The sequence below is a fragment of the Bartonella sp. AC130YNZD genome, assembly GCF_042196865.1.
In the GTDB taxonomy this organism is placed as follows: domain Bacteria; phylum Pseudomonadota; class Alphaproteobacteria; order Rhizobiales; family Rhizobiaceae; genus Bartonella.
In genome coordinates this window covers 43,780-60,930 of sequence record NZ_JBHIQZ010000009.1, presented here as the reverse complement: position 1 = coordinate 60,930, position 17,151 = coordinate 43,780, and the positions used below count along the sequence as shown (strand labels likewise).

11 protein-coding genes, 1 rRNA gene and 1 pseudogene are annotated in these 17,151 nt (G+C 35.5%); 3 read left to right on the top strand and 10 right to left on the bottom strand.

Annotated elements, in window-relative coordinates; all coding sequences use genetic code 11:
• The first annotated feature begins 1,318 nt into the window (after positions 1-1,318).
• Positions 1,319-1,433, top strand: a 5S ribosomal RNA gene (gene rrf / locus ACFINU_RS05355).
• Positions 1,434-1,839: 406 nt separating this feature from the next.
• On the opposite strand, the gene ACFINU_RS05350 is transcribed toward rrf, so the two are convergent.
• The 6 genes from ACFINU_RS05350 to parA form a co-directional block, all read right to left on the bottom strand.
• Positions 1,840-2,244: a flagellar protein FlgN gene (locus ACFINU_RS05350; protein ID WP_375618265.1), complete on the bottom strand. Its 405-nt coding sequence runs from the start codon at positions 2,242-2,244 to the stop codon at positions 1,840-1,842.
• A 2,682-nt stretch (positions 2,245-4,926) separates the two neighbouring features.
• Entirely contained in the window at positions 4,927-5,160 is a 234-nt protein-coding gene (locus ACFINU_RS05345) for a hypothetical protein (protein ID WP_375618266.1), read from the bottom strand.
• 941 nt (positions 5,161-6,101) lie between these two features.
• On the bottom strand, positions 6,102-6,320 hold the full coding sequence (locus tag ACFINU_RS05340; protein WP_375614687.1) for an EexN family lipoprotein: 219 nt from the start codon (positions 6,318-6,320) through the stop codon (positions 6,102-6,104).
• Between the two features lie 3 nt (positions 6,321-6,323).
• On the bottom strand, positions 6,324-6,593 hold the full coding sequence (locus ACFINU_RS05335; RefSeq protein ID WP_375618267.1) for an EexN family lipoprotein: 270 nt from the start codon (positions 6,591-6,593) through the stop codon (positions 6,324-6,326).
• 1,088 nt (positions 6,594-7,681) lie between these two features.
• On the bottom strand, positions 7,682-7,912 hold the full coding sequence (locus ACFINU_RS05330) for a plasmid partition protein ParG (protein WP_375618268.1): 231 nt from the start codon (positions 7,910-7,912) through the stop codon (positions 7,682-7,684).
• Positions 7,909-8,538: a ParA family partition ATPase gene (gene parA, locus ACFINU_RS05325; RefSeq protein WP_375618269.1), complete on the bottom strand. Its 630-nt coding sequence runs from the start codon at positions 8,536-8,538 to the stop codon at positions 7,909-7,911. Before parA ends, ACFINU_RS05330 begins: the two co-directional genes overlap by 4 nt.
• Positions 8,539-9,536: 998 nt before the next feature.
• On the opposite strand from parA, the gene ACFINU_RS05320 reads away from it, so the two are divergent.
• Positions 9,537-9,866 carry a TIGR01244 family sulfur transferase gene (locus ACFINU_RS05320; RefSeq protein WP_375613563.1) on the top strand — a complete coding sequence of 110 codons (330 nt, stop codon included), beginning with the start codon at positions 9,537-9,539 and terminating at the stop codon, positions 9,864-9,866.
• A gap of 2,126 nt (positions 9,867-11,992) precedes the next feature.
• Here ACFINU_RS05320 and ACFINU_RS05315 read toward each other — a convergent pair.
• Together ACFINU_RS05315 and ACFINU_RS05310 are read right to left on the bottom strand one after the other, a co-directional pair.
• Positions 11,993-12,994 (bottom strand): bifunctional riboflavin kinase/FAD synthetase, encoded by a 1,002-nt coding sequence (locus ACFINU_RS05315; RefSeq protein ID WP_375618270.1) that lies wholly within the window; start codon positions 12,992-12,994, stop codon positions 11,993-11,995.
• On the bottom strand, positions 12,994-13,839 hold the full coding sequence (locus ACFINU_RS05310) for a TIGR01459 family HAD-type hydrolase (RefSeq protein WP_375667430.1): 846 nt from the start codon (positions 13,837-13,839) through the stop codon (positions 12,994-12,996). Before ACFINU_RS05310 ends, ACFINU_RS05315 begins: the two co-directional genes overlap by 1 nt.
• 1,193 nt (positions 13,840-15,032) lie before the next feature.
• Between ACFINU_RS05310 and ACFINU_RS05305 the strand changes: the two are divergent.
• Positions 15,033-15,278, top strand: a pseudogene (locus tag ACFINU_RS05305) (helix-turn-helix domain-containing protein); the annotation flags it as partial.
• Here ACFINU_RS05305 and ACFINU_RS05300 read toward each other — a convergent pair.
• Positions 15,256-15,363 (bottom strand): EexN family lipoprotein, encoded by a 108-nt coding sequence (locus ACFINU_RS05300; RefSeq protein ID WP_375618272.1) that lies wholly within the window; start codon positions 15,361-15,363, stop codon positions 15,256-15,258. The pseudogene ACFINU_RS05305 and the gene ACFINU_RS05300 overlap by 23 nt on opposite strands.
• Positions 15,364-16,422: 1,059 nt before the next feature.
• A complete protein-coding gene (locus ACFINU_RS05295; RefSeq protein ID WP_375618273.1) occupies positions 16,423-17,148 on the bottom strand; it encodes a hypothetical protein in 726 nt (241 codons plus the stop codon).
• Positions 17,149-17,151: the final 3 nt, after the last annotated feature.

The following is a 17,151-nucleotide window of genomic DNA, read 5'->3' as shown; positions in this document are numbered from 1 at the left end:
GGCAGCACAAAGTGCTGCTTTTTTATTTAAATTTATATATTTTTTTAAATTCTCAACAATCATTATCACATCAAAGAAGATTTTGACTTATAATATTTCTTTTGCATATTGAATAAAAAACTGAATACCATAACATTCTCTCATCAAAATACCCCATGCATAAAATTTTATGTCTTATATTATCACCACACCTCAAGCGATGATATTTTTACAGCACAACAGAATAAGCATTCATGCGGATTTTAAAAAGTCAGCCCCTTCTTCGCTGTGGACGCTCCATTTATTTTAGATGATGTACATTTAATATACCTGCTATAAAGACTAGTATCTGGTATAAATTCTTAAAGGCATGTTTTTCCTCTAAAATCTCAATGCTACAGCAGCTCAATTATAAGACAAGATATTGATTTATAAAGACAATTCATTGTTTTCCATGTTAAATGAGAATCCAGAATATCGTCAGATTCTTTCATTTCAGACCTGTTCCATGTTGAATCAACAAAAACCATATCTCTTACAAGTGACAAGGGGGAAGAGCCATAGGGATAAAAAACTATTAAGAAAGGATTGAAAATGCCTCTAATGAACTATCTCAAGTGCCAAGGGCTGGAGCAACATTGGGAGCAAACAAAGAATATGACAATGTTGAAAAATATAACAATATCAACTTGCTCTTTTATTAAGTATAAAGATGGTCGTACCCTATAGATTTTATATTATTTCCATGAGAACTTTCTTATTATACCATTCACAAGCGCCGTTGCATCAAAGATGTCGTTGCGCCACCCCACAAACACCATCACGAAATAGACTTGAGAGCTTAGATATCTCTTTAAAACAAGGGCGTGAATTAGGAATAACAAATCCATTCTATTTTGAGTATTTTGTCGTGCATGAAGGACATGCACCCAGTAAAACACACAATAAAAAAAGCGTAAAACAATGCGTAATCTTCATTATTTAACAGATAGTGCTTTAGATACTTTTGAAAGACATAAAGCTAAATTAAAGGACGGCGGTACAGAGAGACGCTGATTTCTACCCCTTTATTCTTTCCCAATGAGATTGCCTCCCCATTTCAAATATTACGCCAATAAAGGTATACGCAATATACTCGCTCAAATCTGGATGCTCTCTCAATCTGGCATACAAAAACTAAAACAACAGAATGAAATAATAAACCGCTTTAATTTTTGTCTCAAGCATATAGATTTAAACAACTAACCGCGTCATATCACCACACTTCAAAGGACAGTATTCCATGAGGCTGATAGGCAATATTCATCACATACTCTTCATCTTTCATGCTTTTTGCTGACTTGGTGGTTATGGCAGAGTGAACGCACCCGATCCCATCCCGAACTCGGCCGTGAAACACTCCAGCGCTGATAGTACTTTGCCTTAAGAAACGGAAGAATAAGTCGCCGCTAGGTCTGCTAAATGCATGCAAAAGACTCAATGTATAAACCTTACATTACCACACCCCCAAGGAAGCTGTTTTTAAGGCATCACAGGCTGGTCTAAATATTCTCTTGATCGCCTCCCCCTAAACTAAAAAATGAAGCTCCCTATTAACTCAGTCTGCAAACAATGCTCTGTAAATAATCCGCCTTCTCTGAGTTCTCTTCCAGCCAGCTTCTCACCGCATGCGGTTCACATCACGACACCTTAAAAGACATTGTTTTAAGAACAGCGTTTTACAGTACATCAGGATAATAATTTAAATACCAAAATGCGCTTAAAACAAGTCTACTCACTAAACGCACTATTTATCCAAATCAACTGCCCTACCTAATCATTGTCATTACTTAGAACAGCCCGTATTAATCAGATTTGAATTTATTCCTCTATTTCTTTTGCACGTCCAGATAGCTGTATAGCTCTAAAAAGATCATTAACTGCATTTAAATGTGTTTGAAGTAATTCACTATTACGCTGTAATTTTTCTTGTAAATCAGACAACAAACTTTCAACCTCATGCTCAATATCTTGATTCATATAGCGCTTCACATCACTCATGGATTTATTAAGATCACGCAAACCACGTATTTTACGCAAATTTATTTCTTCGTAATCTGGAACACCACTACTCTCTAGCATATTGCTTTCATAATCAACAACTTGAGCTAATCCTTTAACAGCAGCAACAAATTTTGTCATCGCCCAATCACGATCAATAAGGTTGTTATCAAGAACTTTTGCTTTTGCCGCAAAACTATCATCACCATATTGCACTACAGACATTTTTACTTCCCCTTCAACACTATTGTTCAATCTTACTTTCAAATGAGGGAGATTAAACAGGTTCTCTTCAATGCTGATACACTCAACCAAGCTCGTGGTGCAAACATTGCTCAAACAACAGCACGACAATCCTTCAAAGCGTATACCACTTCAACTTTCAACGCGTTCTCTCAAATATTTTTCTTGCTTTGCTCCAAAACCATCATTGCGGCTATACTAATCCATAAAAACGCTATAAACTTAAACCTTACAGCAATATCAAAACTTCCATATTTGCTCTGTCTATTTCGCCTTACCGATTTTATCACGAGCTCATCTTCAACAGAAAATAACAATGCTCTCACGAGAACTTCAGCCACAAAAACTACCTGCCGACAAAAAAACGCAGCCTATCTTGCAGCATATTAAAGACTTAAGCCCATGAAAAATTTCAGCATTTTACCGATAGCAGCATTTTACCCTCCATAACCTTATGGCTCTCTCTGCACTAAAACCTGTATACCTTCTGGCGCCCCATAAGATGGCACCAGACAAGACCAGTTCGCACCCATTCAAAAGGATACCCCCCTCTCCCATGCTCTTTCTGCACACATGCAGTATTTCGCATAAAACACAAAAAGAATGCTCTTTTGAACAGATCAGCCACACAGCAATATAAAAAGACATCTTAAAATAGCTAAACAGCCATCAATCTTCCTTTTTTAAATTATCATTCGCTTTTCTTTGCAATGAACGACTATATAAGATTTTTTGAACCTTTTCAAGAGTTTCTTAGCCAATCAGTTCGATACGTCTTCAATCGCATATTCACGCGCTTGTTTTAAAGAAATATCTCTTAAGTGCACCCAAGCCTATTTCGCGCCGCGGCCCATGAATGCATGAATGATATAATGATAAATCTCCCATGACATGTATAAAATCCATTGAGCATTTTCCATCTTTACGCTTAATAAAAGAAACAAGCCAGCACCATCATATATTTTGCTATCCCCTTATGTTCTGATACTCTTGACACTTGAGACGGTTCATAAAAGCATGCCTTTCTTGTACAATTTCTCTGCGCATAGGAGCTCCCTTCTTGTAACTGCAAAAGACATTGTTTTAGTTAATTCACCGCGAAACAGATTTGGAATGAAAAAAATTCCAGTATTCAGGGCTCTAATTCAAGTTGAATAACAATAGATTATCATTATAAATCAAAATATTATCCAATGCATAATGCTTAACGCTCCCCCCATTGATATTTTCAGAATTTTCACAGCATCTTCTTACAGATTATTTCATTCCATAACACAGTTTGCTCTTAATATCGCGACTTTACCTGCGCTACTAGTATAAAAACAGAGAAACAATCATTTTATAATCAAGGTACAATTTTTGTTTACGATCTTTCTCTCGTTTTCAACCTTTTAAATGCGGCTCTTCTCTTTCATAATCATCACATTTCAAATCTATTCCATGTTGAATAAATTAAAATCACTTGCTTGCACATCACAAACAACGCCCTGATGTGTTGATAAAATACGCTGAAAGAAAAAGTCCTCTTATGAACCTTAGCAAATGCCAAGAACTATAATAAACATTGGAAGCAAGCGTACGATGATCGTGACTTGCTCTTTCATAAGTATAAAGATGATAGCATTTTATAGATTTTTATATTATTCAAAGTTTATATTATTTCACGAGAGCTTTACTGTTATACTATTCACATTTACCGTTATACCATTTACGAGTGTCATCGTAAAATGTCTTTCGTATGCGTTGAGAGATATTTCTCTAAAACAAGTACATAAATATGCAATACAAATATACTAATATACAACATAAGTATATTTCGTTTGGAGCGTTCTTTACTTTTGTGCAAAACATGCCCCATTAGAGCAGCATTAACCAATCTTGCTATGAGATAAACGATCAGAAAACATTTTTGTCTTCCGCCGCTCACCTTAAAGGACTAAGATCTTAACTCAATCAGCTCTGTACGCAGTCCGAATTTTTGTCAAACGATCTTCTCCTGACTTTCCCCTCATCTGATTCACTTAAACGAAAGGCTCAACAAATAAACCTACGAATATTCATCGTACACTAAAAAATACTTAAACGTTCCAAGAAAACTTATATGTCTTATATTACCGTTATAAATGACAGTGCTTTATAGCATAACAGGATAAAAAAGTTTCCAGCAACACAAAACTTACAAAATCAATCAATAGTCCTTTTAAAGCTTTCTTTTTTAGGATTCACAATACTCCAACTCCTTAAGCTTTTATAAAAAAAGGAACGATTTTAAGCTTGCCGAATATATTGTATCAGCAATATATTACAGATTGTAACATATTGTTATTCATAAAATCACCTCAAAAAGAACAGAAAGAGGTTTTTATGGCTGATCTCGTAAAAGCCGCTATGCTTTATTCAACCTTGATTATCACCATCAATGCTTTTGTTGTTATTTTAGTTCTCGTAATAGAAATATACTAAGCATACTCTCTTGGCTTATTGTAATCTGCGCAAATAAGCATCTTAATTTCACATAAGATCAAAGAAAAATTTTAATTCTACAGATAAACCACACACTCAATTTCAAACATCGCTTGCAACTATTTGAGGTGTAAACTCTGCTTTTTGTATGCATTTTTAACCATCATTGTCCATCTTTTCACGCTATCTTGAATCTCAACTTCATTCCCAGCTTAAAAAACGAAATTTTCTACCAGATCCAATCTGTAAATAATTTGTCTCCTTATTGAGTAAGTTCCTTTTGCTTCCCCCTTCAGGGCATCTCACAATCCTAAAGGATAATATTTCATGAAGCTTATGATAAATCCATTGAACACCATCTTTACCCTTATGAGAGAATAAACCAGCAGCATCACACACTTTTCCAGCCCCAAATGTTGCAATAACCTTTAGCACTTGAGATCGTTTATAAGAGGCATTTTTACTTCTTTCTCCAACAGTTTTTATCTACACGGCGCTCCCCGCTTGTACCATGCAAGAAGATGGTTTTAATTAATTCAACCGAAAACAGATTTGGAATAAGAGAAGCTTACTATATTCGAGATCCTTATTCAGCATAAAATAATTAAATCATTTTTATAAATCAAAGTGTTATTTAGAAAAATATTCATCACACACTCGAGAACAAAAAACATCTCATACGTAAATTTTATATGAGCTCCACCGCTCAACATGATAATATCACGACACAATTAAGATAAAAAAATAACAAGGAAAACCCTTGTAAACTCAGAAAAGAGAGAGGAGAAAAATGAAAAGATGTGGAGAGCACTCAATTCCTCACACATCCGGCAAAACCGTCCTAGCAAAACTGTCTCACAACTTAACTAATGTTATAATATTCTCAAATCAAAAGAAATTTTTTAAAAATAGTTTGAGAAAAACATTTGAGTATGAAACGATAATAATTCTATTCAGAATGTTTTTCTCTTTATTAAAACAGAGAAAGTAATTTCCAAACAAATGTTTCCTCCTAATTTTTCCGAAATTAGCTGCAACACTTAAAGACGATCTTAGTGTAATGAAACATTTTTTTGTGATAAACGCAAAAAAAACACCCCAAAGATAGATTTAATCTCAATATTTTAAACACATGTAACCAAAACATTAAAAAATTAGTAGTAACACATAACAACTCATTGGGAGGCAATACTATCTACAATTGAAAGCACTTTTGGGCTTAACAATGACAGTATAGCATCCGTTTACACAAAGAGTACTGATCGTAAACGACTAATTCTTGAAGCCATAAAAGGACTCTCTAAAAGTTAGAGAGAGCCTAAAAACGTAATAGAATCAATAGCTAAACAATTCCTTATTTATTGAATTGTATGTTTTTAATTAATGCCAAACATCAGTTCCATATATGCTTGTCTGGCATGTTGGCAATTTTTAGATTTCTCCATAGAAGATTGATCCAGCTTTTCACATTTTTTTGCCCACTCTTCGAGTAATGTTTTATCTTTCTTAAATTCCGCTACGCTGTAGTTTTTTTCGCAACCAGCAACAACAAGTCCAGTACAAACCAGTAATGCTGTAATAATGACTTTATTCATGATTTAATTCCCTTCCTTTTTCTCTTCAGTTTTTTTCTCGTCATCATGTACAAAGCTTGAACCAGGCCAATCTCGGGCATGAACTTCACGATACGCTTTATCTGCGTTTTTACAATTTTGAGAATCTAAATCCTCTGATATCATGCATTTCATTGCCCATTGCTCGAGTAATTTGGGATCTTTCTTAAACTCTGCTACGCTATAAGTTTTTTCACAACCAGAAACGACAAGTCCCACGCAAAGCAGTAGCGCTGTTATAATGATCTTGTTCATGATTTAACCCCTCTCTTTGTTTTATATTTTATTAACAATATCTTTGGGTTCACATCCCCTCCTATATTGTGACCTTGCGTCTAATTTTCCTTTGCAAATACGTACACTTCCAACGCAAACATGTTAAATCATAAGAGCCTCTTTCATTTATCAGACTTGCATTTGTAACATTATCTGCACGGCAGCTCTTTGTATTTGAAGTGTTAAAACTTCAGTAAAAATTCTGATATCTTGACATTCTCAAAAAGCTTTTTAATCATTTCTTTTCCTTCAAGAACCTCTTAGTAACGAGAAACAGTACGAATATCTTACCCAAAATTCGTTATGCCTATACCCATTGCAAATTCTCTGCAAACGAAAGAATACAGCTTTTAGTCAACTAATTGCACTCTTATCATTTCTAAACCACCGGAAAAGAAAGAAAGCTTTAAGTCCCCCTGCACTTTTTAAAAGCCAATAGAAATGCTAAACAAGCAATCTTATACATTCCAATTGAAGAAAAAAACCTATTGTCTTGCATATCATTACGACTGGCATTAACTATTTAAGACTATAAAATCATATAAATGTAAGAAATATTGTCTATAGTATACTCAATTACTTCTTTTGTTTATTAGGAAAAATTATAGCGCGTCAATATCAGTAAATTTTACTTATTTTTATCCCCCCTTTATAAACATGAATATAATTTAATAAAATGGATTGCTGCATAACAGAAAAAAATAATCAACGCTACTCTTAATTACATTATTTACCTATGTATTAAGTAAAATAAACAAAAATAACCTGATGTTTAAAATCATTATCAAGATAATTTTTATGGAAGAATAAACTTATCTATTCATCTAGAGATATAAAATGACAAATAGTATGATGATTATCACATTTATAGGGAAAAGTTTGAAATGGAGAATTTTTCGCAAACTCATAGCTCTTTCATGAGATGATACAGAACCTTATGAAAAACAACTTAAATGAAACAACTATCGTGAAAAAAGAAGAGCGCTTTTATTATTAACTTCGTATAAAAACAATCGATATCATCTCTAGAAAAAGCACTCAAACCAACGAAATTATCGTATCATTTTTTACACTTTTCCGTATTTTTGTGAAAGCAATTCGCGGACCTCATCAGCTATTTTAGTTCCACGACTTGCACAACTGACCTTAATCAACCGATGCAAACTTTCTGGTACATCAATCGTGAGGCGCTTCATACCTCCACTCATGCTCCCTTTGTGGCTTCCTACCCATGCATCCGCTGTTAAAGGAATTGATTTATTCGTTGGTTTTGTGCCGATTTTAATTTTTTTATTCATCGCGCTAACTCCTTGATTTCCGCTGCAACCGCTTCAATCTCTGCTGCTGCTGGTCCTTGCTTATCAACTTCATAAACCGCCTTCCCCTGTGCTGCTGCTTCTGCAAAAATCACACGCTGCGCAACGCTAGAAGAAAGAACATGCACGGGGTATATGCCAAGAGCTTCGTTTACATCACGCCCTATCGCTGTATTGACGATTTTACGATTAATGACAAAAGCAGATTTAAGATTTTCTTTATAAACACGTGCTTCGTCAATCAGCTTTACAATTCCATCCGCTGCCCAAATATCATAGGGACTAGGCAAAACAGGTATAAGCACCAAATCCGAAGCCATAAGAGCACTACGAGCAAGATCAGTTACACGCGGAGGGCCATCGATAATAATATGATCATAACCATGACCAATCTGTGTAATCTCTTTGTGAACCGTTGCGCGCGGTAAACCAATAACCGAAAACAAAGGTGCATCTTCACGCACAGCAGCCCAATCCAATGCGCTTCCCTGTGGATCAACATCAATAAGCAATACCCGTGCACCGGTCCGAGCAAAACTGGCCGCAAGATTAACACTCAATGTCGTTTTTCCGACACCTCCCTTTTGATTCAAAAATCCAATGATCATTTATTACGCCTTTCAGCATTATCGTTTTTACGATTATACAGAAAGTAATAAAAGAAACAAGCATCCAATACGTGCAAAATAACCATTTCTCCCATTTTCAGGATAAATAACAATAGCCCGCAATTTATTATAATATTCTTTTAACATGAGCAAAACATTATGAAGATGATATTCTTGAAAATAACAAAAATAAATCTAAACAAAAGACACGCTCTTCTTCTCCCGCCCTAAAACGAAGATTCTTAAATCCATGTCGATCTGTGAACAATGCTATGTAAATGATCCAGTTTCTTATCTCGCGCCTGCCATTTGGGCTTCTCCCTTCATGCAATCCACTTAATGCAACTCTACAAATAAGCTCCACTCTGAATATACAACAAACTATAAGAAGCATTCATTGTTTTGCACGTTGAATGAGAGAGCCGAAATCAGGAAGATTCTCTCATTTCATGCCTCTTATATTAAATTAATCAAAATCATATCTCTTGTACGTACAAGCAGGGCTGGCTTGTGGGTAAAAACTGTACAAGAAAGGATTTAAAATGCTTCTTATGCAGAATCTCAAGTACCAAGAACTATTACAATATTGGGGGTTGGCAAATATAATAATGGTGCCGACTTCCTTCTTCATAAGTGTAAAAAGGGTGGTGGTCCATGAATTTTATACTCTTTAACGCTCGACAGAGTAAAATGGGCTTAAGAAAAGTAAGGATACCTCTAGCAAGCGTGTAAACAAACAACACAATGAAATATCTATGCTGAGTAAACACTATAGATTATCCATAAAGACCAAACATCCGTCTTTTATAAGATCGCATAACGAACATGTTGCGGAATGAGATATTTTGCATCTTACAGCTCATTTTTCCCAAATAGATCTTCTCGACAAAAAGAATATTTTTGTTAAGATGCCACTGAAAAACTTACCTTCATTATGTTCTTTCTATATACTAGACCAGAGGGTATCGTGAAGATCGTGCAATTGGGAATAAACAAAAATGAATTTACAACAAATTGAACCTGATATTTTTATCAGCGCCCAAATTAGCATAGAAAATATCAAAACATTGGCACAAGCTGGTTTTAAAACAATTATCTGTAACCGCCCCGATCACGAAGAGCTCCATCAACCTGACTTTTCTAGCATTAAAACGGTCGCAAATGAATATGGCATAAAAGCCTATCACATTCCCATTTCTCCTCCAACTATAGAAAAGTCAGCTGTTGAAGCCATGCAAACAATTTTAAAAACAGCCTCTCTGCCTCTTCTTGCCTATTGTCATCACGGATCACGCTCGCTGCATCTTTATCGTTTAGCGCGTCTTTAAACAGAGGGCTCGCACACTTCCTCCGCACCTTAAAAGACGAAAATTCTTAAATACACATCGATTTGTAAAAAACAATCTGTCAATAATCTTTGTCTTGCGCCTCCCTTGGCTTGCCACTTCATAAAACTCTACAAGCAAGCTTTGCTCCTCAATATACAACGAGCATACACACCCGAAGCCATAAAAATGCGTGAAAATTCATATGATGATCAAGAAAATTTATTTTTACCCCACCTTTTATCACTGCTCCACTTTCTTTTTCTCTTCCTTTACCAATACGAGCTCATTCGTACGCCACAAACACCTAAAACGACAGTAAAACCACTAAGAAAACCCCATATTCCGAATAAAAGGCATGCAGAGTATTTTATAAAAAAAGCCGTAAGCCATAATCTATGGTTAACTACAACATATTGATTTATAACAATTAATTGTTTTGCACGTTGAGTGAGAAATCCTAATACCGTAAGATTCTCTCAAGTCTATTTATAGTGAAGCAATCAAAAGCGTGTTTCTTGCATGTCACAAGCAGGAAGTATTCGTGTGAAATAAAACGAGTTAAGAACAAACTCTCATAAACGCTCTCAAATAGCCAAGACTGTACAACACTGAAGGCTTGTCAATATAACTGGTGGTGTCATAACTGGTGGTGTCGGATTGCTCTTTTATTAGGCATAAAGATGATAGCGCTCAACGAAACTTGCATGATACCATTCATGAGAGCCATCATGAAAATAAATATGAGAAGCGTTGAGAGATATTTCTTTAAAAGAAGTGCATAAATTAGCAAAACAAGGATATTCCAGCATTTTATTTTACCTGTGGGATCTGATATCCTATTCAAAGAACAACAAAAGCCTGAAACTGTTATTTTCATGATTTAAGAGATATTGCTCTGGACGCTTTTGAAAGTAGCAAAGCCGAATTTAAAAAAGACAGTCATCTGGACTGATTTTTCCCTTGATAACTTCATATTTTCCCCAATAAGGCTGCAGATTGATTTCAGAGAATACGCAAATGGATAATGCAATAGGGCTCTCCTCATCTAGCATACAAAAGCTGTAACAGTAGAGAGAGCATTAAAGCGCCTTAATCTTTATCTCAAACATACTGCTCGCATTGAGGAACACTAAAGAAAAAGTTTTATGAGAAAAACAACACCATAAAGTCATGAATAGGTCGAACATAGATTGGAAAGATGTTCTAACTTTTATCCAATACTTCTATCAAAAAACAACAAAACATTATTGGCTTTGTGTTTTTATATCCTTACAAGACTATATTTCCTTTGCATTATAGGCGTTACATTTGTGAAGGACAAAGGAGATATATGGATAGTTCTTAGCTTGAGAATCTAAAAGATTGAAGTGTTACGACAAAAAAATTGTGCCTTTATCCATCAAAAGCATTAGAAATTTTGAAACAAATACACCTGCTTTCTCGCAATGATTTCTTTTTATCTGCAATCAATCGCAGTCTCCTTAATATGCATTCCCCATCACAATATACAAGAAAAAGGAGACTTAAAGCATCTTCCAGCAGCTTCATTCTCTTTTACGTGATTGGTTAGCACGAAAACTGCTGCTAACCACTGATCTTCTTCACGAGACTTGACAAACAAACCTTTTTTAAAAATATTCATCACATAATACAAAATATCACATGCGTAAGGTTACACAAACCAACTCTCATCATAAACGATGATAAGGCATAAATGATATAATAAAACAAATTAGAAAGAAGAAACAATAAACTTTTAAAATAAAAAAAGTCATCAATTAAATTTTATCAAACTATAAGCTTAAAATCGCAAGAAATTTTAAAAACAGCCTTTCTCCCTCTTCACGTCTATTATTGCTAAATAGTCTGGGTGCTTATTCTTTACTGCATCTTTTATGATGAGTTTTAACGGATCAGAAAGAAACAAGCAGTAAAGTTTTGAATGACAACAAAAACCATAAAGTTAACTTTGAAAAAAATGATGCCAAAATCAGATCTTCAGATATTCGATTCTCCCTCTCAACAACGGAAAAAACATATATTCCACGATGTTTTGGAATATATCTTTGTGATTATAATCACTTTAAGTGCTATTTTTACGGCTCTTCTCTCTTTTTCAGATCAGTTTAGGACATATTTTTAAAAGTAAGCAGCCTATCCAACTTTGATAATGGTTGTACTGTCTTTAAAATTTCTTTTGCTTTCTTTTCATCACGATGCATTTGCGCAATCAAAGGTTCAAGTCCATCAAATTTTTCTTGTCCTCGCAAAAACTGGAAAAAAGAAACGGTACAGCTTTCCCCATAAAGGTCGTCGTTAAAGTCAAACAAATAGGTTTCCAAAAGGGGCGCCCCATCCTTAACAACCGTTGGACGACAACCAAAGCTTGCAACACCATCATACAAAACACCGTTCGCACGACGCAAACGTACCGCATAAACACCATGAGCCAAACGAACTTGGGGAGGCAACATTTGATTAGCGGTAGGAAATCCCAAAAGACGTCCAAGTTTTTCACCTTGAATAATATTGGAGCGTATCCGATAGTGATACCCTAACAAATGGGCTGCTTTGTCCACTTCCCCTTGTGAGAGAAGTTGCCGAATAAAACTCGAGGAAATGATCAAAGATTGTGACTCTTGAGGACGAGCAACACAAGGAACTTGCACAACCTCAAACCCATATTTCTCTCCTCTTTGGCAAAGAAGATGTACATTTCCACTTTTCTGATGACCAAATTGAAAATTTTCGCCTGTCACCACAACTGAAACATCAAAAACTTCCTTTAAAAACGACTTAATAAATTCGTCCGCTGAAAGAGCGGCAAACTGTGCATCAAAGGGCTGTTCAATCACGCCGTCAAAACCAAGGGTTTTAAAAATTTCAGCTTTTTCAGCTGCCTCTGTCAAACGATAGACAGGAGCTGAATGTTGAAAAAAACTTCTTGGATGGGGTTCAAAAGTTAAAACAACAGCTGGTTTCTTTTTTATACGCGCGAAATCAAGTGCTTTTTGCAACACCACCTGATGCCCACAATGAACACCATCAAAATTTCCAAGTGCCAACACTGCTCCCCGCCAAGCCGAGGGAAACATATGAATTCCCTGAAGACGCAAAAAATTAGTCATTACTGAAGTGCCCACATGATTTCTTGTGGTTTATAACCATGATGTTCAAGAAAAGAATGCAAAGCTTGCTTATCAACCACACCCTTTTGCGTATAATCATAATGATGAATCCCCCCCATAATATAAAGGGCATCAAGACCAAAGTGAGCCGCCCCCTTAATATCCGTTAAAAGACCATCACCAATAGCTAAAACTTGACTTTTTTCTACTGTTCCCCGTATTTTTTGAAGTTCTTCAAAGGCACATTCATAAATAGGCGCGTGAGGTTTTCCAGCAATGCGCACTTCCCCCCCTAATTGTTGATAAAGACGAGCCAATGCACCAGCGCACCAAAATTCTTTATTTCCATAATGGACAATCACATCTGGGTTCGCACAAATAAAAGGTAAATTCCGCGACCGCATGCGACAAAACATCTCCTCATAAGCAGAGGGTTCTTCGTCAAAATCTTCAAGAAAACCGCTACAGACGACAACAGAAGCCTCCCATTCTTCAACAAATTCACACTCTAACCCTTCAAACAGCACCAAATCACGTTGTGAACCAATGAAAAAAACTTTACGTGGAGCAGTCTGAATGAGATCGCGTGTTACATCCCCTGAAGTGATAATGGCATCATAATAGTTGCTATGAACATTCATGCTTTGTAATTGAGCAGCAACATCTTCCCGTAGCCGAGGAGAATTGGTTAATAAAATGACAGTTTTTCCCATTTGTCGGATTTTATACAACGCCTTCAACGCTGGTTCAAATGCATGTACACCGTTATGCACAACACCCCACACATCACAAAAAACAGCATCATAATGCGCTATAATAGTCTCAATATGGGTAAGTTCATTCATGGAGCACCTATCTCTTTTGTCATTTAAAGCTGTCTTTTACTTCAAAACTACTTACCGAAAGATAATACTTGTGTCATCTGCTTTCTCAAACCATATCCCAATTTTTTATCGTCTATAGAGATCATAAGAAATGATAAAATAACTAAGTTATCATTAAGTTGTGCAAAATTCTAAAATGCTTGATAGCAAAAGCTTATCATTCCCCAATGTTCATTTTTCTCATAAAAATTTTAATTCTAACAACAACGACGTTGATAGAGTTTTTTATCTAAAATACTCAAATTCTTCACTGAGAAAATAAACGTATCCCCCTCTTAAAAACATGCATCATGAGAAAGACCAATATATTTTCTCATTTCAAATTTGTTTATATTGAATCAATAAAAACCTATTCGCTTACACATTATAAGCAGAGAGCGTACAGATAAAAACACGTGAAGAAAGAAAAAATAGCTCTTATGCTCCCTTTCAAGGCAAAAACTGTCGTAATATTTTGAACTGGCAGAGAGTATGTGCCGTCCGAGCATCTTTTTTTCAGTAAAGATAGCAATATAGCTTTTATCCCATTCATAGAGGCTTTTACGCTACATACTTTACGAAGCACCATTGTAAAATAGGCGCTAACATTGAGAAATATCTTCTAAAACAAACATGTGAATATACAACAATAAGATCTATAATGTTTTGAGTTTATTTTGCATGAGGGCTCTTTACTCATAAAAGCTTTCCCCTATCATCATGATATCTCAGACGCATCAAAACAAGTCATTTTGGTTATTGGTTAAGGACAGCACCGTAAGCGGTGACTTGAGCTTAAAAACCAAGTTTTACCTTCGTAAAATGCATATCTGATGTCATGAGTTGAGTAAGCAAACCTTAAAACTTTGAAAGGCAAACAACCTCCTATTTAAAAAAATCTATCCGTCTCAAGAAAAACTATTTTTATTGCCAATCTCCTAAAATTACTTTATGAATCGAAAAATGTTTTGATCGCATACGCAACGATCAAAAGGGGTCTTGAAAACCCGAAACCCTAGCGTAAAAATAAACCCACTATGTGGGTATCCCGGAATTCCGGGAGATTTTGCTATGTCCAGGTGCTCCAAGCACTAAAAGCAAAATGCTGACTAGGGTTCAGTGTTTTCAAGCTCCCGGAATACCAATGCGAGGGCGCTCGCACCTGGAGGGGGAAAATGCAAGCTCAAAATCTTAATATTGATCTTTTTGTAGGCAAAAAAATTCGCTTTAGGCGAAAAGTGCTAAAAATGTCTCAAAAAACATTAGGGCATCATTTAGGTGTCACTTTTCAACAAATCCAAAAGTATGAAAAAGGCTTAAATCGCGTGAGCGCAGGACGTTTAAAGGAAATTTCCGATATTTTGAATGTTCTACTTGCCTTTTTTTACACTGATATCATCAAAAAAGACAACACTTCGTTCCCCATTCTTCTCTTAATTTTGCATCTTTTTTAAAATCTTCTACGCTATAGGTTTTTTCACACCCCAAGACGAATAATAGAGTCATGCATAATAAATAATTTTTTTCATTTTACTCCTCTTTAAATACCTTATCTGTTAATATCATCCCCCCAAATGAGGGTTGAATTTTCACACTGTATGAGAATACAGCCTCACTATCACTTGCTTGCTTTCAAAGTGAATACTCTGAGTAAAATAACGCAAGAAGAGCTCACAATAGCCATCGTATGAGTTTGTCATAAAATACAATGAGAAGGGAAAGAGCCCAAACTGAATACAAATGATGAAATCAGAAGACGCATTAATGCTTTTGTCCAACTGATTTCAAATAGTTACATTGCAATAGGCATCGCCCCTAGCCCTATAGAAAACCTATGAGCATTATAATACTTAATCTCACGATCATTAAACCACAAAGCTATAACAAAAAAGTATGAGCTCTTTTTACCTATTTATATGTTGATTATTGTTCCCCATCGAATGCTTAAATAGAAGCGTTTTATGATATATAGAAAACAATCAGCAATGCAAATCATTTTTACGAAGATTTCTTCGTGTAGAGTCTATTTGAAATCCATCCATCATTTGGAAGTCTGAATTTAAAAGCAGATAATTATGAAAGCTTTTCAAGGAACGCAACAGATTGATCACTTTTAAAGAAGTAAAAAACGTGATCCAATCCTGAAGACAAAATTCTGATGAAAAAACTTTTGCTATGAATTCTTTTAAGGCATTGTGAAAGATTCTATCCGTTATATCAAACGTTACACCATTTTTGGGTCTGTTCATTTTTTACTTTTATCAACACCGCTCTAGAAATCCGTTTCTTGAGCGTTTTTTATCGCCTCACTTTCTCCTTCAAACACAAATACTCAAAAATGCTTTGCCACCAACAATGACATTTTCCTGCTTTTATAAAACACATAAGTAAAAATAGAGAAGCGATTTTGAAAGCAACCCTACCTTGAAAAGGGAAGTACCATCCATTTACTTCCTAAACGAAAATAATCTCACCGTTTATTCAAATTTGCTCTACGATTTGGTACAATTTTATTGATAAAGTTTTCTCTATAAAAATTTAAGTAAATATGTTCGTTAAAACCAATCATGGACTAGCAAAGGGGTTATAGGATCCATTATCTCGCCGCCATTTTAAAGGTTCAGTGAAATCACTCGACCAAAGACCAATCTTGTTACCACGTGCTTTTTCTTCCGCATGATGATACTGGGCTGGAATAGGATTTTTCCCCTCTTTTGAGAGTACCAACATACCTTCTTTAAGACCTGCCTCAGCTAAATCAACCCCTTGAACAAAACATTGCGCATAATAAACACCATTGTGCATCAAAGCCTGTTTACAGGATAAATCCTGTCCAAGTGTTTTGGTGACAAGCCAAGCCGTTGTAACCGCACCACAGGGCCATTCTTGATCATTTAATCTTGCTTTTTGACGGGGTGCACATGTGTCCACACCATAAAGATGAATATCACGGGAGATATGTGAGCGCCAAGATTGTGCAGCAGGCGTCAGTAATTTAAATGTAACCCCACTTGTAACAGAAGCCTTACCATGAAAAACAACAGCATTATTTGCAACATCATTTAATGAAACACTCTTCTGCAAATCGAGAGCTGGTTCATTTTTTTCTAATTGCTGTTTGGTGATAGATCTACCCAACTTTTTTTCTTCTCGATAAAGATCGACAATATCTTGGATATCTTGCGTCTCAAATGTTTTAAGAATGCTGAAATCCATTTTATCTTTATATTGGCTTAATCCCCACACTGTGGCCCCTATAATATAAATAATAACAATCAATTTAAATAGCATCTC

Bases quoted from the DNA above. Each gene is read 5' to 3' on its own strand.
- ACFINU_RS05310 (WP_375667430.1), bottom strand. From the start codon at position 13,839: ATGAATGAACTTACCCATATTGAGACTATTATAGCGCATTATGATGCT.
- ACFINU_RS05340 (WP_375614687.1), bottom strand. From the start codon at position 6,320: ATGAATAAAGTCATTATTACAGCATTACTGGTTTGTACTGGACTTGTT.
- ACFINU_RS05350 (WP_375618265.1), bottom strand. From the start codon at position 2,244: ATGTCTGTAGTGCAATATGGTGATGATAGTTTTGCGGCAAAAGCAAAA.
- ACFINU_RS05335 (WP_375618267.1), bottom strand. From the start codon at position 6,593: ATGAACAAGATCATTATAACAGCGCTACTGCTTTGCGTGGGACTTGTC.
- ACFINU_RS05295 (WP_375618273.1), bottom strand. From the start codon at position 17,148: ATGCTATTTAAATTGATTGTTATTATTTATATTATAGGGGCCACAGTG.
- ACFINU_RS05330 (WP_375618268.1), bottom strand. From the start codon at position 7,912: ATGAATAAAAAAATTAAAATCGGCACAAAACCAACGAATAAATCAATT.
- parA (WP_375618269.1), bottom strand. From the start codon at position 8,538: ATGATCATTGGATTTTTGAATCAAAAGGGAGGTGTCGGAAAAACGACA.
- ACFINU_RS05315 (WP_375618270.1), bottom strand. From the start codon at position 12,994: ATGACTAATTTTTTGCGTCTTCAGGGAATTCATATGTTTCCCTCGGCT.
- ACFINU_RS05300 (WP_375618272.1), bottom strand. From the start codon at position 15,363: ATGACTCTATTATTCGTCTTGGGGTGTGAAAAAACCTATAGCGTAGAA.
- ACFINU_RS05320 (WP_375613563.1), top strand. From the start codon at position 9,537: ATGAATTTACAACAAATTGAACCTGATATTTTTATCAGCGCCCAAATT.